The 18,380-nt window shown below is 73.7% G+C and carries 17 protein-coding genes; 8 read left to right on the forward strand and 9 right to left on the reverse strand.

What is annotated here, in order from left to right:
• Together C1I92_RS20015 and C1I92_RS20020 are read left to right on the forward strand one after the other, a co-directional pair.
• Window positions 1-365 (forward strand): transposase (locus C1I92_RS20015; RefSeq protein WP_146604968.1); only part of this gene is annotated, 365 nt, incomplete at its 5' end.
• Between the two features lie 14 nt (window positions 366-379).
• Window positions 380-1,054 (forward strand): response regulator, encoded by a 675-nt coding sequence (locus C1I92_RS20020; RefSeq protein ID WP_111256416.1) that lies wholly within the window; start codon window positions 380-382, stop codon window positions 1,052-1,054.
• On the opposite strand, the gene C1I92_RS20025 is transcribed toward C1I92_RS20020, so the two are convergent.
• The gene (locus tag C1I92_RS20025; protein ID WP_111256457.1) at window positions 1,051-1,614 is read right to left on the reverse strand and encodes a GNAT family N-acetyltransferase; all 564 of its coding nucleotides are present in this window, start codon (window positions 1,612-1,614) and stop codon (window positions 1,051-1,053) included. The genes C1I92_RS20020 and C1I92_RS20025 overlap by 4 nt on opposite strands.
• A gap of 77 nt (window positions 1,615-1,691) precedes the next feature.
• On the opposite strand from C1I92_RS20025, the gene C1I92_RS20030 reads away from it, so the two are divergent.
• Both C1I92_RS20030 and C1I92_RS20035 read left to right on the forward strand, forming a co-directional pair.
• Window positions 1,692-2,192 (forward strand): DUF1203 domain-containing protein, encoded by a 501-nt coding sequence (locus C1I92_RS20030; RefSeq protein ID WP_111256417.1) that lies wholly within the window; start codon window positions 1,692-1,694, stop codon window positions 2,190-2,192.
• Window positions 2,193-2,230: 38 nt separating this feature from the next.
• A complete protein-coding gene (locus C1I92_RS20035) occupies window positions 2,231-2,590 on the forward strand; it encodes a hypothetical protein (protein WP_111256418.1) in 360 nt (119 codons plus the stop codon).
• 3 nt (window positions 2,591-2,593) lie between these two features.
• On the opposite strand, the gene C1I92_RS20040 is transcribed toward C1I92_RS20035, so the two are convergent.
• The 5 genes from C1I92_RS20040 to C1I92_RS20060 all read right to left on the reverse strand — a co-directional run bounded on the left by C1I92_RS20040 (window position 2,594) and on the right by C1I92_RS20060 (window position 8,643).
• A complete protein-coding gene (locus C1I92_RS20040) occupies window positions 2,594-3,358 on the reverse strand; it encodes a cytochrome d ubiquinol oxidase subunit II (protein ID WP_111256419.1) in 765 nt (254 codons plus the stop codon).
• Window positions 3,355-4,524 carry a cytochrome ubiquinol oxidase subunit I gene (locus C1I92_RS20045; RefSeq protein ID WP_111256420.1) on the reverse strand — a complete coding sequence of 390 codons (1,170 nt, stop codon included), beginning with the start codon at window positions 4,522-4,524 and terminating at the stop codon, window positions 3,355-3,357. The genes C1I92_RS20040 and C1I92_RS20045 overlap by 4 nt, the downstream gene beginning before the upstream one ends.
• Before the next feature lie 3 nt (window positions 4,525-4,527).
• Window positions 4,528-6,672, reverse strand: coding sequence for an MMPL family transporter (locus tag C1I92_RS20050; protein WP_111256421.1), 2,145 nt, complete (start codon window positions 6,670-6,672; stop codon window positions 4,528-4,530).
• Window positions 6,673-6,823: 151 nt separating this feature from the next.
• On the reverse strand, window positions 6,824-7,492 hold the full coding sequence (locus C1I92_RS20055; RefSeq protein ID WP_111256422.1) for a response regulator: 669 nt from the start codon (window positions 7,490-7,492) through the stop codon (window positions 6,824-6,826).
• A complete protein-coding gene (locus C1I92_RS20060; RefSeq protein WP_111256423.1) occupies window positions 7,489-8,643 on the reverse strand; it encodes a sensor histidine kinase in 1,155 nt (384 codons plus the stop codon). Before C1I92_RS20060 ends, C1I92_RS20055 begins: the two co-directional genes overlap by 4 nt.
• 157 nt (window positions 8,644-8,800) lie before the next feature.
• Here C1I92_RS20060 and C1I92_RS20065 point away from each other — a divergent pair, with 157 nt between their 5' ends.
• From C1I92_RS20065 to C1I92_RS20075, 3 genes are all read left to right on the forward strand, one after another.
• Window positions 8,801-10,198, forward strand: a complete 1,398-nt coding sequence (locus C1I92_RS20065; RefSeq protein ID WP_111256424.1) for a GH1 family beta-glucosidase — start codon at window positions 8,801-8,803, stop codon at window positions 10,196-10,198.
• A 75-nt stretch (window positions 10,199-10,273) separates the two neighbouring features.
• Window positions 10,274-10,762, forward strand: a complete 489-nt coding sequence (locus C1I92_RS20070) for a SigE family RNA polymerase sigma factor (protein WP_111256425.1) — start codon at window positions 10,274-10,276, stop codon at window positions 10,760-10,762.
• Window positions 10,752-11,318, forward strand: a complete 567-nt coding sequence (locus C1I92_RS20075; protein WP_146605212.1) for a hypothetical protein — start codon at window positions 10,752-10,754, stop codon at window positions 11,316-11,318. Before C1I92_RS20070 ends, C1I92_RS20075 begins: the two co-directional genes overlap by 11 nt.
• Window positions 11,319-11,325: 7 nt before the next feature.
• On the opposite strand, the gene C1I92_RS20080 is transcribed toward C1I92_RS20075, so the two are convergent.
• Window positions 11,326-13,218 carry an alpha/beta hydrolase gene (locus tag C1I92_RS20080; protein WP_146605213.1) on the reverse strand — a complete coding sequence of 631 codons (1,893 nt, stop codon included), beginning with the start codon at window positions 13,216-13,218 and terminating at the stop codon, window positions 11,326-11,328.
• A gap of 126 nt (window positions 13,219-13,344) precedes the next feature.
• On the opposite strand from C1I92_RS20080, the gene C1I92_RS20085 reads away from it, so the two are divergent.
• Window positions 13,345-15,831: an ATP-binding protein gene (locus C1I92_RS20085; protein ID WP_111256428.1), complete on the forward strand. Its 2,487-nt coding sequence runs from the start codon at window positions 13,345-13,347 to the stop codon at window positions 15,829-15,831.
• A 207-nt stretch (window positions 15,832-16,038) separates the two neighbouring features.
• On the opposite strand, the gene C1I92_RS20090 is transcribed toward C1I92_RS20085, so the two are convergent.
• Both C1I92_RS20090 and C1I92_RS20095 read right to left on the reverse strand, forming a co-directional pair.
• Window positions 16,039-17,259, reverse strand: a complete 1,221-nt coding sequence (locus C1I92_RS20090; RefSeq protein WP_111256429.1) for an endonuclease/exonuclease/phosphatase family protein — start codon at window positions 17,257-17,259, stop codon at window positions 16,039-16,041.
• 64 nt (window positions 17,260-17,323) lie between these two features.
• Window positions 17,324-18,316 (reverse strand): sugar-binding transcriptional regulator, encoded by a 993-nt coding sequence (locus C1I92_RS20095; protein ID WP_199521409.1) that lies wholly within the window; start codon window positions 18,314-18,316, stop codon window positions 17,324-17,326.
• Window positions 18,317-18,380: the final 64 nt, after the last annotated feature.

Raw genomic sequence — 18,380 nt, forward strand, 5'->3', positions numbered from 1 at the left:
CGGAGCTGACCGCAGCCAAGATCGTCGGCGAGACCGCCGGCATCACCCGGTTCGCCAGCGAAGCCAAGTACGCCATGCACGCCGGTGTCGCCCCCGTCCCCGTGTGGTCGGGCCGGACCAAGGGCCGCGTGCGCATGAACAAATCCGGCAACCGGCAACTCAACGCCGCCCTGCACCGCATCGCGGTCACCCAAATCAGACTGCACGGACTCGGCCGTGCCTACTACAACAAACGCATCGCCACCGGCGACACCACCACCGAAGCCCTGCGAGCCCTCAAACGACGACTCGCCCGAACCGTCTTCAACACCCTGAAGAACAACCCATCAACCGCAACCGCGCCGAACCTCGCAGCAGCGGCTTGACATAGGAGAAACGCATGACGCCCGAGTCCGAGCCCGCGGTCACGAAGATCCTCATCGTCGACGACGACGCGCTCGTGCGGGCCGGTCTGTCGATGATGCTGGCCGGCGCGCCGGACCTGGAGATCGTCGGCGAGGCGGCCGACGGCGCCGATGTGCCGGCGATGGTCGAGTCGGCCCGGCCCGACGTCGTGCTGATGGACATCCGGATGCCGAAGGTCGACGGGCTCGCCGCCACCGAGGCGCTGCGCCGGCGCGCCGACCCGCCCGAGATCGTCATCCTCACCACGTTCGACACCGACGACCACGTGCTGCGCGCGCTGCGGGCCGGCGCGACCGGGTTCCTGCTGAAGGACACTCCCCCGGCCGACATCGTCGCAGCGGTCCGCCGGGCGGCGGCCGGCGAGCCGATCCTGTCCCCGACGGTGACCCGGCAGCTGATCGCGCACGTTTCCGACGGCGACGGCGGCGGCCGCACGCAGCGGGCCAAGGCGCAGCTGGCCGGCCTGTCCGAGCGGGAGCTGGAGGTCGCGGTCGCGATCGCGCACGGCAGGTCCAACGCCGAGATCAGCGCGGAGCTGTTCATGAGCGTGGCGACGGTGAAGGCGCACGTGTCGCGGGTGCTGACGAAGCTGGACCTCAACAACCGGGTCCAGATCGCGCTGCTCGTGCACGACGCGGGGCACGTCTAGCCCGTGCGCTCCGCCCACTCCGTGGCCAGCATCGCGTAGTCGTACTCGCTCGCCCACACGCCCTTGACCAGCTCGTTCTCGATGAGGTGAGCCTCGCGGCGCATGCCGAGGCGCTCCATCAGCCCGGCGGACGCGGCGTTGTCGGCGTCGCAGCGGCCGATGACGCGCCGCATGCCCAGCGACCCGAACGCCAGCCGCAGCAGCTCCGTCGCCGCCTCCTGGGCGTAGCCCTGGCCGTGGTGCTCGGGATGGAACGCGAACCCGATCTCGGCGGTGCGGTGCTGCTCGCTGGCGATGTGCAGGTGCACCTCGCCCAGGTAGACCGCGCCGGCGGTCCGCTCGACGACGAGGTCCAGCGCGTCGCCCTCGCGCTCGGGCATGGTCTCCTGCATGCGCATGCCCAGCCGTTGCATCGCGTAGGCGCGCGACCACGGGTCCCGGTACAGGTACCGGGCGACGTCGGGGTTGGAGTGCAGGCGGTGGAACTCGTCCAGGTCGGTCTCGGTGTAGATGCGCAGCGTCAGGCGGTCGGTGGTCAGCGGGAACGGGAGTTCGGCCACCACGCCATCCTAGGCAGCGCCGACGCCAGGTCCGATTCCCGCCAGTACCGCCCCGGCCGGCGACGCAGGCTGGAGTCATGCACACCTACGAGTACCGCGCGATCCCGGCCGAGGTCACCGCCCGGCTGCGCGAGCGCGACGACGCTGGCCAGGTCCGCGAGCCGTTCACCGACGACGAAGGCGGCGCGCCGCTGCGCTGCTGCCTGACCCGCAGCGTCCGCGGCGACCGGCTGGTCCTGGTGTCCTACGCGCCGCTGCGCCGCTGGGCCGGCGAGCACGGCGCGGACCCGGGCGCCTACGACGAGACCGGGCCGGTGTTCCTGCACGCGCGGGACTGCGGCGGCCCGCGGCACGACGGGTTCCCTGCCGAGGTCGCGTCGTCGCGGCGGGTGTTCCGCGGCTACGACAAGCGCGGCCACATCGTCGGCGGCCGGCTGGTCGCGCCGGCGCCGGGCCACGCCGAGGAGGTCGCGGCGGCCGCGCTGGACGACCTGTTCGCCGACCCGGCGGTCGAGGTCGTGCACGTGCGGGCCGTGGAGTTCGGCTGCTTCCACGCCGAGGTGCGCCGGCCGGCCTGACGGCGGTTGACCCGGCCGCGAACGGGTACGAACCGGGGATGACTCACGGGAACGACGCCGCCGACCGGCTCGGCGAGGTGCGCGAAGGGATGACGGTGGTCGACGCCCTCGGAGAGGAGCTCGGCACCGTCGCGGAGGTCAAGTTGGGCGACCCGGAGGCGGTCACGACGGCCGGCCAGGAGCCCGCCGTCGGCGGTGACCTGCTCGGCACTGTCGGCCGGGCGGTCTGGAGCGGACCGGACCTGCCGGCCGAGGAGGTCGCCCGGCTGCGGCGAGCCGGCTACCTGCGGGTGGACCGGACGCTGGCCCGCGACCTCTACGCCGCGGCGGACGAGGTGCACCGGGTCGACGGCGAGATGGTCCGGCTGTCCGTGCCGGCCGACCACCTGCTGTCCTGACGGCTACGCGGTGACGCGCTCGCGGAACGTCCACCAGGTGAGCACCTGACCGGCGAGCAGGAGTGGCAGCATCGCGTAGACGGCCGGGACCAGCAGGTCCAGCGTCGCGCCGTCGGCGGCGGAGCCGGTCAGGTCCAGCCGCGCGCCCGCGGCGACGGGCAGCAGCGCCGCCAGCGTCGCGGTGACGGCGAACGTCGCCCGGTCCCCCGCGCCGCCGGAGACCGCGCGGGCCCGCTCGTAGGCGCGGCCGGTCAGCCGCAGCCGCGCGAACGCGAGCCCGTGCAGGACGAACAGCGCGACGACGAGACCGGCCAGCAGCACCACGTCGGCGCCACGAGCGACCGACGTCGAGCCGGTGAACAGCCCGGCCAGCAGCCACGCCCACGACCCGGCCACCGTCCACGAGCCCAGCGTCACCGCCGTGTCGCAGACCGCCGGCCAGACCCGGCCGCCGGCCCGGTTGCGCGTCCACAGCCCCATGTCGCGGACGATCCAGCCGGCCAGCAGCGCCACCACCAGGGGCAGCAGGCCGGGCAGCAGCCGCGCCTCCGCGTCGGGGAACGCGCCGATCAGCAGCCCGGCGGTCGCCACCAGCCACACCTCGTCGGCCAGGAAGAACGGCACGATCGCGGCGACGACCTGCCGCCGCTCACCGCCGTCGCGGCCCAGGAACGGCAGCAGCATGCCGGCCCCGATGTCGGCGCCGCCCAGCACGAAGTACCCGGCCGCGAAGAACCCGAGCAGCACGGCGGCCAGCGTCTCGGTCATACCAGCACCTCCAGCTCGACCCGTCCGGCCGGCTCCGGGCCGCGGCGCGCGTGCCGCGCCAGCAGCCACCCGTTGACGGCGATGAGCACGGCGAACAGCGACACGAACGCCGTGAACGACACCCGGATCGCGCCCGCCGACAGGTCCGACACCGCGTCCTCGGTGGTCAGCAGGCCGTCGACGACCCACGGCTGGCGGCCCAGTTCCCGGAACACCCAGCCGGAGATCATCGCGACGTACGGCAGCGGGATCGCCGCGATCAGCGCGACGTGCCACAGCCGCGCCGTCACGACGACCCGGCGCGACAGCGCCAGCAGCACGTTGAGCAGCGAGAAGAAGAACATCGCCGCGAACGCCGTCAGCATCAGCAGCGCGCCGATCCGGGCACCGCCGGCGCCGCCGGTGAACGCGTCCCACTTGTGCGGCTGGATCTCCTCGATCAGCTGCAGCTGACGCCCCCCGGTGACGGCCGACGCGAACAACGCCGGTGCCGCGACGAAGACGCCGATCCGCAGCGACCGGCCGAAGAACTCCTGCTCCGGCGTGCGCCGCAGCAGGTGCCACGCGCTCACCCCGGCGAGGAAGAACCCGGCCGTGACCAGGCCGCCGGCCAGCACGTGCCAGAACGCCTGCAGCGCGCTCGGGTTCGTCAGCACCGCCCCGGCGTCGGTGAGCCGCAGCCCGTCCGGGCCTGGCGCCGCGCCGACGGGGTGCTGCATGAACCCGTTCGCGACGAGGATCCAGTACGCCGACGCGTACGCCGTCAGCGTCACGACCCAGATCGTGGTCAGGTGCAGCCAGCGGTTCAGCCGGCCCCAGCCGAAGATCCACAGCCCGAGGAACGTCGACTCGACGAAGAACGCGACCAGCGTCTCCATCGCCAGCGACGCGCCCAGCACATTGCCGGCGAAGTGCGTCAGCCCGCTCCAGCTCAACCCGATCTGGAACTCCATGACCAGGCCGGTCACGATGCCCATCGCGTAGTTGATCACGTACAGCCGGCCCCAGAACCGGGTCATCCGCCGGTGGATCTCGCTGTCGCCCGCGGTGGCCCGGGTCTGCAGGACGGCGACGACGGTGGCCAGGCCCAGCGTCAGCGCGACGAAGAGGAAGTGGGCGCCCGCGGTCAGCGCGAACTGCAGGCGCGCCAGCTCCAGCACGTCCACGGGCTACCGTGCCGGTCCGGCGCCGACGGCGTCCGCGTCGTCCCGCGCCGGCGGCTCGGGCCGCTCCAGCGCGATGTGCGGCAGGATCCGGTCCAGCCAGCGAGGGAGCCACCAGGCCCGCTCACCCAGCAGGCTCATCACGGCCGGGACGATGAGGCAGCGGATGACGACGGCGTCGAGGAAGACCGCGACCGCGAGGCCGAGGCCGAACTGCTGCAGCATCCGGTCCGGGCTGAGCAGGAACGCCCCGAACACGACGACCATGATCGCGGCCGCGGCCGTGATGACGCCGCCGGTCGTGGCCAGGCCCTCGCGGACCGCGCGGACGGCGTTGCCGGAGCGGCGCCACTCCTCGTGCATCCGCGACACGAGGAACACCTCGTAGTCCATCGACAGGCCGAAGACGATCGCGAAGATCATCACCGGGACGAACGCCTCGACCGGCCCGGCGGAGACGCCGAACAGGCCCTCGCCGAACACCAGGGTCACGACGCCGAGCGATGCGCCGATGCTGAGCAGGTTCAGCAGCGCCGCCTTCAGCGGCACCCACACCGACCGGAACACCGCCATCAGCAGCAGCGCGGACAGCCCGACGACGACGGCGACGAACAGCGGCAGCCGGTCGCTGACGGCGGCGGCGAAGTCCTCCGCGGCCGCCGTCGAGCCGCCGACCAGGTACGTCGCGTCCGTCGACGACTCCAGCGGCGGGAGCACGTCGTCGCGCAGCCGGTGCACCAGGTCGGCGGTCGCGGCGTCCTGCGGCGCGGATTCCGGGAAGACGACGACCAGCGCGAGGTCGGTGTCCGGCAGCGGCTGCGGCGGCACGACGCCGGCCACCCCGGGCGTGTCCGTCAGCGCGGACGCGAGCGCGGCGCCGCCGTCGGAGGCGCCCTCGGCCAGCACGATCAGCGGGCCGTTGAAGCCCGGGCCGAACCCCTCGGCGAGCAGATCGTAGGCCTGCCGGCTGGTCGACGAGGTGGCCTCGTTGCCGGCGTCGGCGAACCCGAGCCGCATGCCCAGGGCCGGCGCGGACAGGGCGAGCAGGACGGCGACCGCGGCGATCAGCGGCGGCAGCGGGCGCCGGCGGACCGCGTCGGCCAGCCGCCGCCAGCGGGCGCCGGGCTGCCGCTTGGACTTGCCGGCGTGCGCGACGATGCGCTTCTCGATCCGACGGCCGAACACGGTCAGCAGCGACGGCAGCAGCGTCAGCGACGCGATCATGGTGACCAGCACTGTCAACGCGACGGCCAGCGCGACGCCCTGCAGCGAGCCCAGGCCCAGCACGAACAGGCCGAGCAGCGCGATGATCACGGTGCAGCCGGCGAAGATCACCGAACGGCCGGCGGTGTCCAGCGCGGTCCGGGCGGCCCGCTGGCGGTCGGCGCCGGCCAGCAGCTCGGAGCGGTACCGGGCGAACACCAGCAGCGCGTAGTCGATGCCGACACCGATGCCGACCAGCATCATCAGCGGCGGCGTGTAGGTCGCGATCGTGACGACGTTGGACAGCAGCACGATCACGCCGAGCGTGCTGCCGACCGCGAACAGCGCGGTGATCAGCGGCAGCGTCGCGGCCAGGAACGAGCCGAACATGAACACGAGGATCACCAGCGCGGCCAGCATCCCGGCGCCCTCGGCGGCGCCGCCGGCGGACTCCTCCGCGCCCCGGACGGCGTCGCCGCCCAGCTCGACCCGCAGGCCGTCCCCGTCGGCGGCCTGTGCGGTGTCGATGATGTCGCGGACGGCGTCGGCCGGCACGTCGGTGGCGGCGCCGTCGAGCGTCACGGACGCGTAGGCGATGGTCCCGTCCGCCGAGATCGCCCCCGGCGCGTCGAACGGGCTGGTCACGTACACGACGTGCGGCAGCATGCTCAGGTCGCCCAGCATCGCGTCGACGCGGTCGCGCTGGACCTCGACGCCGTCGCCGTCCTGCAGCACGACCTGGACGGAGTCGCCGGCCTGCGCGGGCGCGGCGCCCTCCAGGGTGTCGCTCAGCTGCTGCGACTCGGTGCCCGGCAGCCCGTGGTCGTCGTGGTAGTCGTCGCCGACGGCCTGCGACAGCGCCGTGACGCCGGCCAGCACGACCAGCCACAGGCCGATGGCCGGCCAGTGGTGCCGCTGCGACCAGGCGGCGAGCCGTTCCAGCCTCATGTTCGTTCCTTCCTCGTCCGTGCGGACTGCTCCGACACTGACGAGGATCGGCGGACGGTACGTGCCCGCGCGTCCGGCTGGGGCGGACACCTGGACTACACCCGCGGTTGTGCCCTACGGGGTTTCACGTACGCCTGGAGTCGACTGCCGTTCAGCCCAGCCAGCCGGGCGTCACCAGCCCGGCCTCGTAGGCGAGCACGACCAGCTGGGCCCGGTCGCGGGCCTGCAGCTTGGTGAGGATGCGGCTGACGTGCGTCTTCGCCGTCGCCGGGCTGAGCACGAGCCGCTCGGCGATCTCGTCGTTGGACAGCCCGGCCGCGACCAGCCGGAGCACCTCGCGCTCCCGCTCGGTCAGCGCGTTCAGCCGGGCGTTCGGCACCGGCTTGGCGGCCCGGCCGGCGATCTCGGAGATCAGCCGCCGGGTGATCGACGGCGCTATGAGCGCGTCGCCGCGAGCCACCACCCGTACGGCGTGGATCAGCTCCATCGGCTCGGTGTCCTTGACGAGGAACCCGCTGGCGCCGGCCCGCAGCGCGCCGTACACGTAGTCGTCGAGGTCGAACGTCGTGAGGATGACGACGCGCACGCCGGCCAGCGCCGGGTCGGCGACGATGCGCCGGGTGGCCTCCAGCCCGTCCAGCTCGGGCATCCGCACGTCCATCAGCACGACGTCCGGACGCAGCTCGCGTACCAGCGTCAGCGCCTCGGCGCCGTCGGCGGCCTCGCCGACGACCGTCAGGTCCGGCTCGCCGTCGAGGATGGAGCGGAACCCGGCGCGGACCAGTCGCTGGTCGTCGGCGAGCAGCACGGTCGTCGTCATGGCCGGCCACCGTACGGGAGCCGCGCCCTGACCCGGAACCCGCCGCCGGGCCGGTCGGCCGCCTCCAGCGTGCCGCCGAGCGCCTCGGCCCGTGACCGCATGCCGTCGATGCCGCTGCCGGTGCCGGCGCGGGAGCCGGCGCCACGCCCGTCGTCGCTCACGTCCACCGTCACATCATCGCGTCCGTAGCCGATCCTGACGGCGACCCGGCCGGCCCCGGCGTGCCGGGTGACGTTGGTGAGCGCCTCCTGCACGATCCGGTAGGCGGCGAGGTCGACCGCCGGTGTCAGCTCGGCCGGCTCGCCGTCGGTCTCGACGTCGACGGCCAGCCCGGCGGCCCGGCTCCGCTCGGCCAGCTCCGCGAGCCGGCGCAAGCCCGGCGCGGGCCCCGTCGGCGCCGCTTCGTCGACCTGGCGCAGCACGCCGAGGGTGCCGCGCAGCTCGCGCAGCGCCTCGCGGCTGGTCTCCTTGATCGCGGCCAGCGCGTCCGCGGCCGGGCCGCCCCGGCCGTCGCGCTCCAGGGCGTGCAGCGCAGCCCCGGCCTGGACGTTGATGAGCGAGATGTTGTGCCCGAGGACGTCGTGCAGCTCGCGGGCGATGCGCAGCCGCTCCTCCGTCGCCCGGCGGCGCAGCGCCTCCTCCCGCTCGCGCCGGGAGCTGTGCACGAACCCGCCGATCGCGACGGCCGCGACCAGCCAGCCGACCAGCAGGAACATGCCCGCGTCGCCGAGCGGAGAGGCGTCGGTGCCGTACTCGCCGAACGCCGAGCCGACGATCGCCAGCCCGCCGATGACCGCCGCCGCCACCGTCCGGCCCGTCGCCGCCAGCGTGTAGAGCGCGATGATCAGCGTGAGCAGGATGGCGCCGTCAGGGTTGACGACCGGGTAGTAGACGCTGGTCGCGACCAGCGTCACGACGGCGGTGGCGACGGGGAACCGGCGGCGCACCGCCAGCGCGGCGGACCCCGCGACGATCAGCAGCCAGCCCAGCGCCGGGACCGCCCGCAGCCCGACCGGGTCGCCGTCACCCACCACCGTCGTGAGCACCACGAACACCCCGACCGCGGCCGCGAGCAGCACGTCCGCGCGGGCGCCGTGCCGCCACGATCGCCGCTGCCCGCTCAACGACTCCTCATGTCTCGGGCCATGCATGTGGACTCCTTCGCTCCGGTCGTCTCACGGCCCGGACTGACGACTGGTGGGAGCCTCCGGCCCCCAGTCGCCGACAGTATGCCCGGCCCTCGACGGGTCGGCAGCTTGGATAAGGTCGGTGGAGTTCCGGCCACGTCCTCGCTAGGAGTCGCGACACATGAGCACTCGTTTCCCCGACGGCTTCCTCTGGGGGTCGGCGACGGCCTCGTACCAGATCGAGGGCGCGGCGAAGGAGGGCGGCCGCGGGCCGTCCATCTGGGACACGTTCTCGCACACGCCCGGCAAGACCCTGAACGGCGACACCGGCGACGTCGCCGACGACCACTACCACCGCTGGCCCGAGGACCTCGGCCACATCGCCGACCTGGGCCTGGGCGCGTACCGGTTCTCCACGGCGTGGCCGCGGGTGCAGCCGGGCGGGCGCGGCCCCGCCAACCGCGAGGGGCTGGACTTCTACTCGCGTCTCGTCGACGGCCTGCTGGAGCGCGGCGTCAAGCCGGTCCTGACGCTGTACCACTGGGACCTGCCGCAGGATCTCGAGGACGCCGGCGGCTGGGCCACCCGCGACACCGCGTACCGGTTCGCCGACTACGCCGAGATCGTGGCCCGCGAGCTGGGCGACCGCGTCGACCTGTGGACGACGTTGAACGAGCCGTGGTGCAGCGCCTACCTCGGGTACGCGTCCGGCGCGCACGCGCCCGGCCGGGCCGAGCCGGCCGCCGCCCTGGCCGCCGTCCACCACCTCAATCTGGCGCACGGCCTGGGCGTGCAGGCGATCCGCTCGGTGCTGCCGTCGGCGCGCGCCTCGGTCACGCTGAACCTGCACGTGATCCGGCCTGTGGACCCGTCGTCGGAGGAAGACCGCGACGCCGCCCGCCGGGTCGACGCGCTCGCCAACCGCGCGTTCACCGGGCCGATGCTGTCCGGCGCCTACCCCGACGACCTGCTGGCCGACACGGCACAGGTCACCGACTGGTCGTTCGTCCGCTCCGGCGACACGCAGATCATCCACCAGCCGCTCGACGTGCTGGGCGTCAACTACTACTCGACCGGGCTGGTCCGCCGCTGGGACGGCGTCAGCCCCCGCTCCGAGGACGACGGCCACGACGACGCCCTCGGCTCCCCCTGGGTCGGCGCCGACGACATCGAGTTCGTCCGCCCCGAGGGCCCGTACACGGCGATGGGCTGGAACATCGACCCGAGCGGGCTGGTCGAGCTGCTGCTGCGCGTGCACCGCGAGCACCCGGGCCTGCCGATGATGATCACCGAGAACGGCGCCGCCTTCCCCGACACCGTCTCCCCCGACGGCGCGGTGAACGACCCGCTGCGCATCGACTACATCGCCCGCCACCTGTCGGCCGTCGCCGAGGCGATGGAGCAGGGCGCGGACGTGCGCGGGTACTTCGCGTGGTCGCTGCTGGACAACTTCGAGTGGTCCTACGGCTACGACCGCCGGTTCGGCCTCATCCGCGTCGATTACGACACGCTGGAGCGGACCTGGAAGGACTCCGCCCACTGGTACCGCGACGTCATCGCCCGCAACGGCCTGGACTAGCCGCGCCCTGCCGCAACAGAACGACCCTGGCGAAGCGTCTCACTCCTAGAAGCCGACGCAGCGGAGGAGTCGCAGATGGAGCTGGAGGAGTACGTCCAGGCACGAGGCCGGGCCCTGCTCGGTCTCGCCTGGCTGCTCACCGGCAACCACCACGCGGCCGAGGACCTCACGCAGGCGACTCTGACGAAAGCGCTGAGCCGGTGGCACCTCGTGAGCGCAGCCGCGGACCCCGACGCCTACATCCGCCGGATCTGCGTCAACCTGCACCTCAGCTGGGTCCGCCGACTCGCCAGCCGGGAGCGCCCGACGGCCGACCGCCCGGACGAGGTGGCGACGTCCACTGCCGAGTTCGACGCGGTGGGCCACCGCGACGAGCTCGGCCGGGCGCTGAGCCGGCTCCGGCCGAGGACGCGAGCCGCGCTGGTCCTCAGGTACTACGCCGATCTCGACGACCAGGCGATCGCGGACCTGCTGGGCGTCAAACGCGCCACCGTGCGGTCGTTGATCCACCGAGGTCTGCACGATCTGCGAGCACTCGTGCCGGAGGGCAGCCATGAGTCCTGACGTGGAGGAGTTCCTTCGAGAGTCGATGAAGGCCGAGGTCCAGGCGTTGCCGATGCCCCCTGGCCTGGCTGCGGCGGCACGACGCCGGCTGCGGCGCCGCCGGGCGACGGCTGTCGGCGCGTCGGTTGTCGCAGCGTCGGTCGCGATCGGGCTCGGGGTCGCCACGACGATAGGCGGGGAGACGCCCGAGCCGGTGGCGACGGCGCCCGCTGAGACGCACCCGCTGCCCGACTCCGGCTGGCCGGGGTCCGGCCTCGCCGGGCAGGCTCGGATCGAGGGCGTGCTCGCGGCGACGGAGGACGGCTGCTTCTACCTCGAGCTCGACGACGGCCTGCATCCGGTGAGTCTGTTGTGGCCGCAGGGCTGGTCGTGGAGCGAACGACCCGACGGCACGCTCGTCGTGCTGACCGATCGCGGCTACCCGGTCCTGTCGCCCGGCGACCGCATCGAGTTCGGTGGCGGGTTCACGACCAACGAACCGGACGAGCCCGACCCGTGCGGTGTCGGGGCCCGAGGAGCCGCCCCGATGAACAGCGTGCCGAGGAAGCTGCCCTGAGCCTGATTCAGCTGGGCAGCACGACGACCACGAGGAACCAGGCGGCGAATGCCAGCCACAGCAGTCCCGCGGCCAGGAGCAGGACGCGGCCGCGGGCCGAGGCGCGGCGGGCGGTGAGGACGATGCCGGCCGGGCCGGCGAACAGCAGCAGCCCCAACCACGGCACGGCCGGCGGCACGCCCACGACCAGCTGCGTGGGCAAGGCGTTCGACGCCGTCCAGAGCAGGCCGCCCACCGCCAGCACGAACACCGTCCCGGCCACCGGAGCGAGCCCCGCCGCCAGCGTCGAACCACCGCCGGCGCCACGCCGCCGCCCGACCACGACCGGCGCCAGCCAACCGGCGAGCCACGCGAGACAGAGCAGCGCGAACGCCGCCGGCAGCGCGACCGCGAGCCAGTCGCCGTCATCCGCGGCGAGGGCGGCCTGGGCGAGCCGCGACGTCGGGTGCAGATCGCCGGAGCCGACGACCGCGTAGGCGGGGGTGGAGCGGTCGCAGACGTCGGCGACGGAGCGGGAGGGGTCGGCCAGCCAGGCGGCGATGGTCTCGCGCCCGCACCGGCTGTTCAGCAGCACCCCATGGCCGACGCCGGCGAACTCGAGGAACTCGCGGGACGGCAGCCCGGCCGAGGCCGCGTCCGCGACCGGCGCGGCCGTCACGGGGTCCTCCGATCCAGCCAGCACCAGCGCCGGCTGGGTGAACGCGACCGGCGCGGGCGGCCGCGGCGGCGCCGGCAGCCCCAGCTCGGCGCAGACCACCTCGTCGGCGACCAGCCACTCGATCAGCGGCGACGCGCGCCCGGCCCCGGCCCGCCGGTACGGCACCTCGTCCTGGCACTGCATCGTCCAGTACTGCCCGAGCGTGTGGCCGGTCAGCTCATCCACACCGACGTCGACCAGCGTGCGCAGCGCACCGGTGTGCCCGCCGGCCAGCCGGTCCAGCAGATAGGGGATGACGGGGAGCAGCTCGACGTCGTACAGGCCGGCGTGGACGAACGTCACCAGGTCGTCGCCGGTGAGCCGGAACGTGACCGGCTCGCCGGTGACCGGGTTGTGCCCGTCGACGGCGACCGGGTCGGCGTCGAGCAGGTCGGCGGCGGCCAGCAGGTCGGCGTACGGGTCCGGGAAGTCGCCGCCGGAGCGCTCGCCGAGCCGGTCCAGCGACAGCTCCAGCCCTTCGTACGCGGTCGCGGCGAAGTCGCGGTCCGGCGCGCTGAACGAGTCCATCACGACGGCGTCGACGCCGGCCGGGTCGATCCGGGCCAGCTCGGCCATCACCTGCGTCGACCACGACAATCCGTAGACCGTCCAGCTGTCGTAGCCCAGCGCCTCGCGCAGATCGCGCAGGTCGAGGGCCGTCTCGGCGACGGTGTAGCCGCGCGGGTCACCGCCGGCGGCCTCGAACTCGTCCAGGCAGTCCCGCATCGCGATCGCGGCCGGCTCGAACTCGTCGTACGGGTCCTCGGTCGTGGTGAACGCGTCGGCCATCGCCGCGGCCGCGCCCGGACACTGCAGCGACGGCGTCGCCCGGGCGCCGCCGCGCTGCTCCAGCACGACGACGTCGCGGCTGGCACGCAGCCCGAGCCCGTGCGAGAAGTAGCCGGCCAGTTGCACCGATCCCGAGCCCGGGCCGCCGTTCATGAATACCAGCGGCGGCTCGGTGGGATTCTCCGAGCGGACGAGCACGTACGGCAGCTCGACGGTGCGCTCGCCGGGGCCGCCGGCGCGGTACTCCGGGACGGTCAGCACGCCGCACTCGCCACCGTCGGGAACCGCGACGACGCAGTCGCCCGGCCGCACCTCGGCCGCCGCCGCGACAGCGCCCGAAGCACCCGGCGCGACGCCCGTGAGCAGGGCCGCCACGGCCAGGATCGTCGCCGTTCGCCGCAGCCGCCTCAGCACGGCGGCCAATCTAGCCCAGCGGCCCTCCGGCGGGTCCGGCGGAACCACTTGCCCGCGGAAGCGCCTACCTCCAAGATCACCCGGTACGATTTCACAGCTACCGGGTCATCTCGGAGGTAACAAGGCGTGTCGGCCAGCAATGAGATCGACGATTTCGCGAGTCTGCTGCGGCGGCACCGGCTAGCGGCCGGTCTGTCGCAGGAAGAGCTTGCCGAAAAAGCCGGTCTCAGCTCCGACGCCGTCGCCGCCCTCGAGCGCGGCCGCCGCCGCGCGCCCCGTCCGCTGACGGTCCGGCTGCTGGCCACCGCGCTGAGCCTGTCCGACCGGGAGCTCGCCGAGTTCACCGAGTCGTTGCGCCGCTCCCCCGCGGGCTACCCGCCGCAGGTGCAGGGGCCGCCGCTGCCGCCGGACACGCTGATCGGCCGGGCCACGGAGCTGACGGAGCTGACGTCGCTGCTCGGCCACGGCGGGGTCCGGCTGGTCACGCTGACGGGGCTGGGCGGCGTCGGGAAGACCCGGCTCGCGGTCGCCGTCGCCAACGGCGTGCGCCGCCAGTTCGAGGCCGGCGTCTGCTGGGTGCCGCTAGCCGCGCGCCCCGACGGCCCCGAGGTCACCGACGCGGTCGCGGCCGCCGTCGGGCTGCGGCCGGCCTCCGACGCCGCCGAGGTCGACGCCCTGACCGAGCACATCGGGTCGCGGCAGCTGCTGGTCGTGCTGGACAACTGCGAGCACGTCGTCGAGACCTGCGCCTGGCTGTGCACCGTCCTGCTGCAGCGCTGCCCCCGGCTGACCATCCTGGCCACCAGCCGCGAGCTGCTGCGCGCGCCCGGCGAGGTGGTCCGGCAGGTGCAGCCGCTGGCCGTGCCGCCGTCGCGTGCGCCGCTGGAGGAGATCCGCGACGCCGACGCCGTCCGGATGTTCCTGGCCCGCGCCGCCGCCCACGGCGTGCACCCGCGCGACGACCGGCTGCTGCAGGTCAGCCGCGTGTGCCGGAGCCTGCAGGGCATCCCGCTGGCGATCGAGCTGGCCGCCGCCCGGGTCAACGTGCTGACGATCGAGCAGATCGCGGACGAGCTCGACACGTCGTCGCGGATCCTCTCCGGCGGCAGCCGCACGGCGCCGCTGCGCCAGCAGACCATCGACGCCGCGCTGGACTGGAGCTATCAGCTGCTCAGCGCCGAGGAACGGGAGTTCTTCGAGGCGGTGTCGACGTTCTCCGGCGGCTGGACGCTGACCGCCGCGGTCGCCGTGTTCTGCGCCGAGCAGACCGACGCCTGCCACGAACGCGTCCTCGACCTCACCGGCCGGCTGATCGACAAGTCGCTGATCCTCGTCGACCGCGACGCCGCCGAGGCCCGCTACTCGATGTTCTCCGTCATCCGGCAGTACGCCGCCCGGCGCCTCGACGACGGCGGGCAGCGCACCGTCATCGAGCAGCGGCACCTGCGCTACTACGTCGAGCTGGCCGAGCAGGCCGAGCGCGGCCTGGGCACCGGCCAGCAGGGCCCGACGCTGGAGCGCCTGGACATCGAGCTGGACAACCTGCGGGTCGCGCTCGGCCGGGCCATCAGCCGGGAGCTGAGCTCGGAGTCGATGCGGCTGGCCGCGGCGTTGTGGCGGTACTACTACCTGCGCGGCCACTACTCCGAGGGACGCGACTGGCTGGAGTCGGCGCTGCGCATCGCCCGCACCGCCCCTGACCCCGCCGCGCCGACCGAGCCGGCCGCACTGGCCGCCGCCTCCCGCGGCGCCGGCTACCTGGCGTTCCTGCAGTGCGAGTACGACGTCGCGGCCGAGCGGCTGGAGGAGGCGCTGGACCTCTACCGCCGGCTCGACGACACCGCCGGCGCCGCGCTGACCCTGCGGCACCTGGGCAGCATCGCCCGTGAGCGGGCCGACTACGACCTGTCGCACGACCTGCACGAGCAGAGCCTGCACCTGTACCAGCAGCTGGGCGACAAGTCCGGCATCGCCTGGGCCCGGCACTACCTGGGCTTCATGTCGTGGCTGCGGCTCGACCTGGACCGCGCCCGCGACTACTCGGAGGCGGCGCTGGTCTACTTCCAGCAGGCCGGCGACGCCGAGGGCATCACCTGGTCGCAGCTCAACCTCGGCGCCGTGGCGCTGTACAGCGACGACCTCGAGACCGCTGAGCAGCTGCTGCACCAGAGCCTGGGCCGCGCGCAGCGGCTCGGGTACCGCGAGGGCGTCGGCTGGTCGCTCAACCAGCTGGGGGTGGTCGCCCGCCGGCAGGGCCGCCTCGAACGGGCGATCCACCTGCTCGACGAGAGCCTGGCCGAGCAGCAGGAGCTTGGCGACAGGTGGCGGGCGGCGAGCGTCCTGGAGGCGCTGGCCGGAGTGGCGCAGGAGCACGAGAACACCGCGTACGCCGCGTTCCTGCTGGGCGCGGCCGCCGCGGTCCGCGACACGATCGGCGCACCTGTCCCGCTGTGTGAGCGGCCCGGAACCGAGCAGACGACGGCCGAGGTGCGCCACAAACTGGGCGAACGGGCGTTCGCGCACGCTTGGGGCGCCGGGCAGGGCACCCCCCTGCACGCGGTCGCCGACGGCTATCCGCCGGACAGCCTCAGCACGCTCGACGCACCCTGGTGACCGGGTGGGCCCGGTCGGCAGCGGTCTTGCCCCCCGCTAGACACGCTGCCGACCAAGCTGTGCGGCGCCGGCGCCTCGCCATGTCCACCCACATCTGCCAGGGGTTCCGGCACTTCATCCCCCCGCGGGAACAAGAATGTCGTGCCTGGCCGCCAGGGAACAGCTACAGCACCCTGACAACTCCCTGACAATGTGCGCCCCGGCTGGTCAGCGGCGCCCGCCGGGCACCCGGACGTCGACCCAGACGAGCCGGTGGTCGCTGGTCGGGAACGGGAACTCGCCGGTCAGCCGCGACAGCGGGTCCGAGCGCACCGGCCAGAACACGCCCGCCCCGACCGGGCGCAGCTGCCGCGACGGCAGGACGTAGTCGGCGCGCAGGTTGCCCGGCGCGGTGTCGGCGAAGTCGGCGGTGTCGTAGCGCGGGTGGCCCTCGTGCGAAGTGTTCGCGCCGCCCTGCAGGACGGCCGCCTCGGGGGCGCCGGCCGACGTGGGCAGCGGGTCGACGACGCGGGGGTTCTCCAGCAGCTGCTGGATGGCGCCCTCGACGGAGTCGCCGTCGACGGGGTCGCTGTTCTGGTCGCCCATGATCACGAACGACGAGCCCGGCTTCAGACCGCCGCGAGCGCCCTCGTCGTCGTAGATCCAGTCCGCCCGGCCCGGGCCCACGTACTCGGCCCAGAAGCGGATCTCGTCGTGGTTGCGGGTGCCGTTGCGGTCCTCGGGACCGTCGAACGTGGGCGGCGTCGGGTGCGAGACCAGCACGTGCACGGTCCGGCGGCCGACCTGCACGGGGACGTCCCAGTGCGACTTGCTGGACAGCCGCAGGATGGCCCGCTCCTCGGGCGAGTAGAAGTCCGTCGGGAGCAGCGCGCCCGGCATGTCCTTCCAGAGGAACTTCTGGAAGGTGCGGACGTCGTCCTCCAGGATCGGGTACTTCGACAGCACGGCCATGCCGTACTGGCCCGGGAACAGCCCGAACCCGAAGGCGTCGTCGCCGCCGCCGATCGTCCCGTTGTTGTTGAGGTCGAAGCCGGTCGGGATGCCGGTGTTGGACGGCGCGACGTAGGCGTACGGGTACTCGATCGGGTCGGCGCCGCCCTGGCCGACCTCGAGGTAGTTGTCGCGGAACAGGTCGGCCGCGACGCCGCCCTCGACGTAGTCGAACTCGTTGAGCAGGACGATGTCGGGCCGGGTCCGCTGGATGACCTCGGCGACCGCCTGCGCCTGGGTGTCGGCGCCGGTGGAGAGGTCGGCCTCCAGCTCGCCCTCGACGGCCCGGTTGAGGCTGAGGTTGTAGGTGGCGACGCGGACGGTGCCGGCGCCGGCCGGCTGGTCGTCGCGCCCGGCGGTCGCCGGAGCCGCGGCCAGCACCGCTCCCGCCGTGGTCAGGGCCGCCGTCACCGCGACGGCGCGGGTCGAGATGCGCATGGGTGTCCTTCCGGTGATGGAGCAGAACCGGGCAACCCTAGAGCTTACGGGCGAACACCAGGCGTCACGGCGATGACGGGGCGGCGATCTCCAGCACCCGCCGGGCCAGGGCGGCGTCGGCGACGAGGGTGGTGACGAAGCCGCCGCGGACGGCGGCCAGCGCGGCCTCAGCCCGGCGCGCGCCGTACGCCGTCGCGATGACGACCGGGGTATCGCGCAGGTCCTGCAGCGTCACGCCCACGACGCGCTCGTCGACGTCGCCGGTGACGTCGCGGCCGTCGGCGTCGAACAGGCGGGCGCCGGACTCACCGACGGCGCCGCGCGCCAGCGCCTCGGACCGCTCGGCCTCCGTCACCGCCTCCCATACCGTCGACAGCCCGGGCCCCCAGCTGCCGACCGACACGACGGCGACGTCCAGGGCCTTCGACCGGTCCAGCGCGCGGGCGATCTCACGCTGTCGCCGCAGCCCGGCCGCCGTCGCCGCGTCCTCGACCACCAGCGGCGCGTAGATCGGCAGCGCCTCTCCCCCGGCGGCCGCCGCCACCGACCGGACCACCTCGACGGTGCCGGCCGAACCGCCGTCGACGGCGATCGAGCCGGCCAGCTGGACGACCGTGCACGGCGCCAGCCGGTGCAGCCGCCGCGACATCGCCTCGATGGTCCGGCTCCACGTCAGGCCGAGCACCTGACCTGGGCGGACGGTGTCGGCGACCAGCTCGGCGACGACGCCGGCCAACTCGTCGCGGGTCGCCGCCTCGGGCTGCTCGGGCGCCTCGACGACGACCGCCTCGCGCACCCCGGTGGCGTCGCGCAGCGCCAGCGACAGCTCGTCGTCGAGGTGGCCGGGCAGCGTGATCTCGACCCGCACCCAGCCGCGCGCCCGCGCCTCGGCGAGGATCCGCGCGACCTGGAACCGGGACAGCCCGAACTCCTCGGCGATCTCGACCTTCGACCGGCCGTCGGCGTAGTGCCGGCGGGCCACCGCGCCCGCGAGCACGAGGTCCGACGGGCCCATCGACGGACCGCCGTCGCCCGGTGGCCGGCCCCTGCGTGGCATGACAACCCCCTTGACCGTTCCAGGACAGCGCGATACAACCTCATCATACACATATGAGCATTTA

It is taken from the genome of Jiangella anatolica (assembly GCF_003236295.1).
GTDB lineage: Bacteria > Actinomycetota > Actinomycetes > Jiangellales > Jiangellaceae > Jiangella > Jiangella anatolica.

Coding starts and splice junctions, on each gene's coding strand:
- C1I92_RS20035 (WP_111256418.1), top strand. CDS start 2,231: ATGACTCACGGGAACGACGCCGCCGACCGGCTCGGCGAGGTGCGCGAA.
- C1I92_RS20055 (WP_111256422.1), bottom strand. CDS start 7,492: ATGACGACGACCGTGCTGCTCGCCGACGACCAGCGACTGGTCCGCGCC.
- C1I92_RS20065 (WP_111256424.1), top strand. CDS start 8,801: ATGAGCACTCGTTTCCCCGACGGCTTCCTCTGGGGGTCGGCGACGGCC.
- C1I92_RS20075 (WP_146605212.1), top strand. CDS start 10,752: ATGAGTCCTGACGTGGAGGAGTTCCTTCGAGAGTCGATGAAGGCCGAG.
- C1I92_RS20090 (WP_111256429.1), bottom strand. CDS start 17,259: ATGCGCATCTCGACCCGCGCCGTCGCGGTGACGGCGGCCCTGACCACG.
- C1I92_RS20095 (WP_199521409.1), bottom strand. CDS start 18,316: ATGCCACGCAGGGGCCGGCCACCGGGCGACGGCGGTCCGTCGATGGGC.
- C1I92_RS20050 (WP_111256421.1), bottom strand. CDS start 6,672: ATGAGGCTGGAACGGCTCGCCGCCTGGTCGCAGCGGCACCACTGGCCG.
- C1I92_RS20020 (WP_111256416.1), top strand. CDS start 380: ATGACGCCCGAGTCCGAGCCCGCGGTCACGAAGATCCTCATCGTCGAC.
- C1I92_RS20060 (WP_111256423.1), bottom strand. CDS start 8,643: ATGCATGGCCCGAGACATGAGGAGTCGTTGAGCGGGCAGCGGCGATCG.
- C1I92_RS20040 (WP_111256419.1), bottom strand. CDS start 3,358: ATGACCGAGACGCTGGCCGCCGTGCTGCTCGGGTTCTTCGCGGCCGGG.
- C1I92_RS20030 (WP_111256417.1), top strand. CDS start 1,692: ATGCACACCTACGAGTACCGCGCGATCCCGGCCGAGGTCACCGCCCGG.
- C1I92_RS20070 (WP_111256425.1), top strand. CDS start 10,274: ATGGAGCTGGAGGAGTACGTCCAGGCACGAGGCCGGGCCCTGCTCGGT.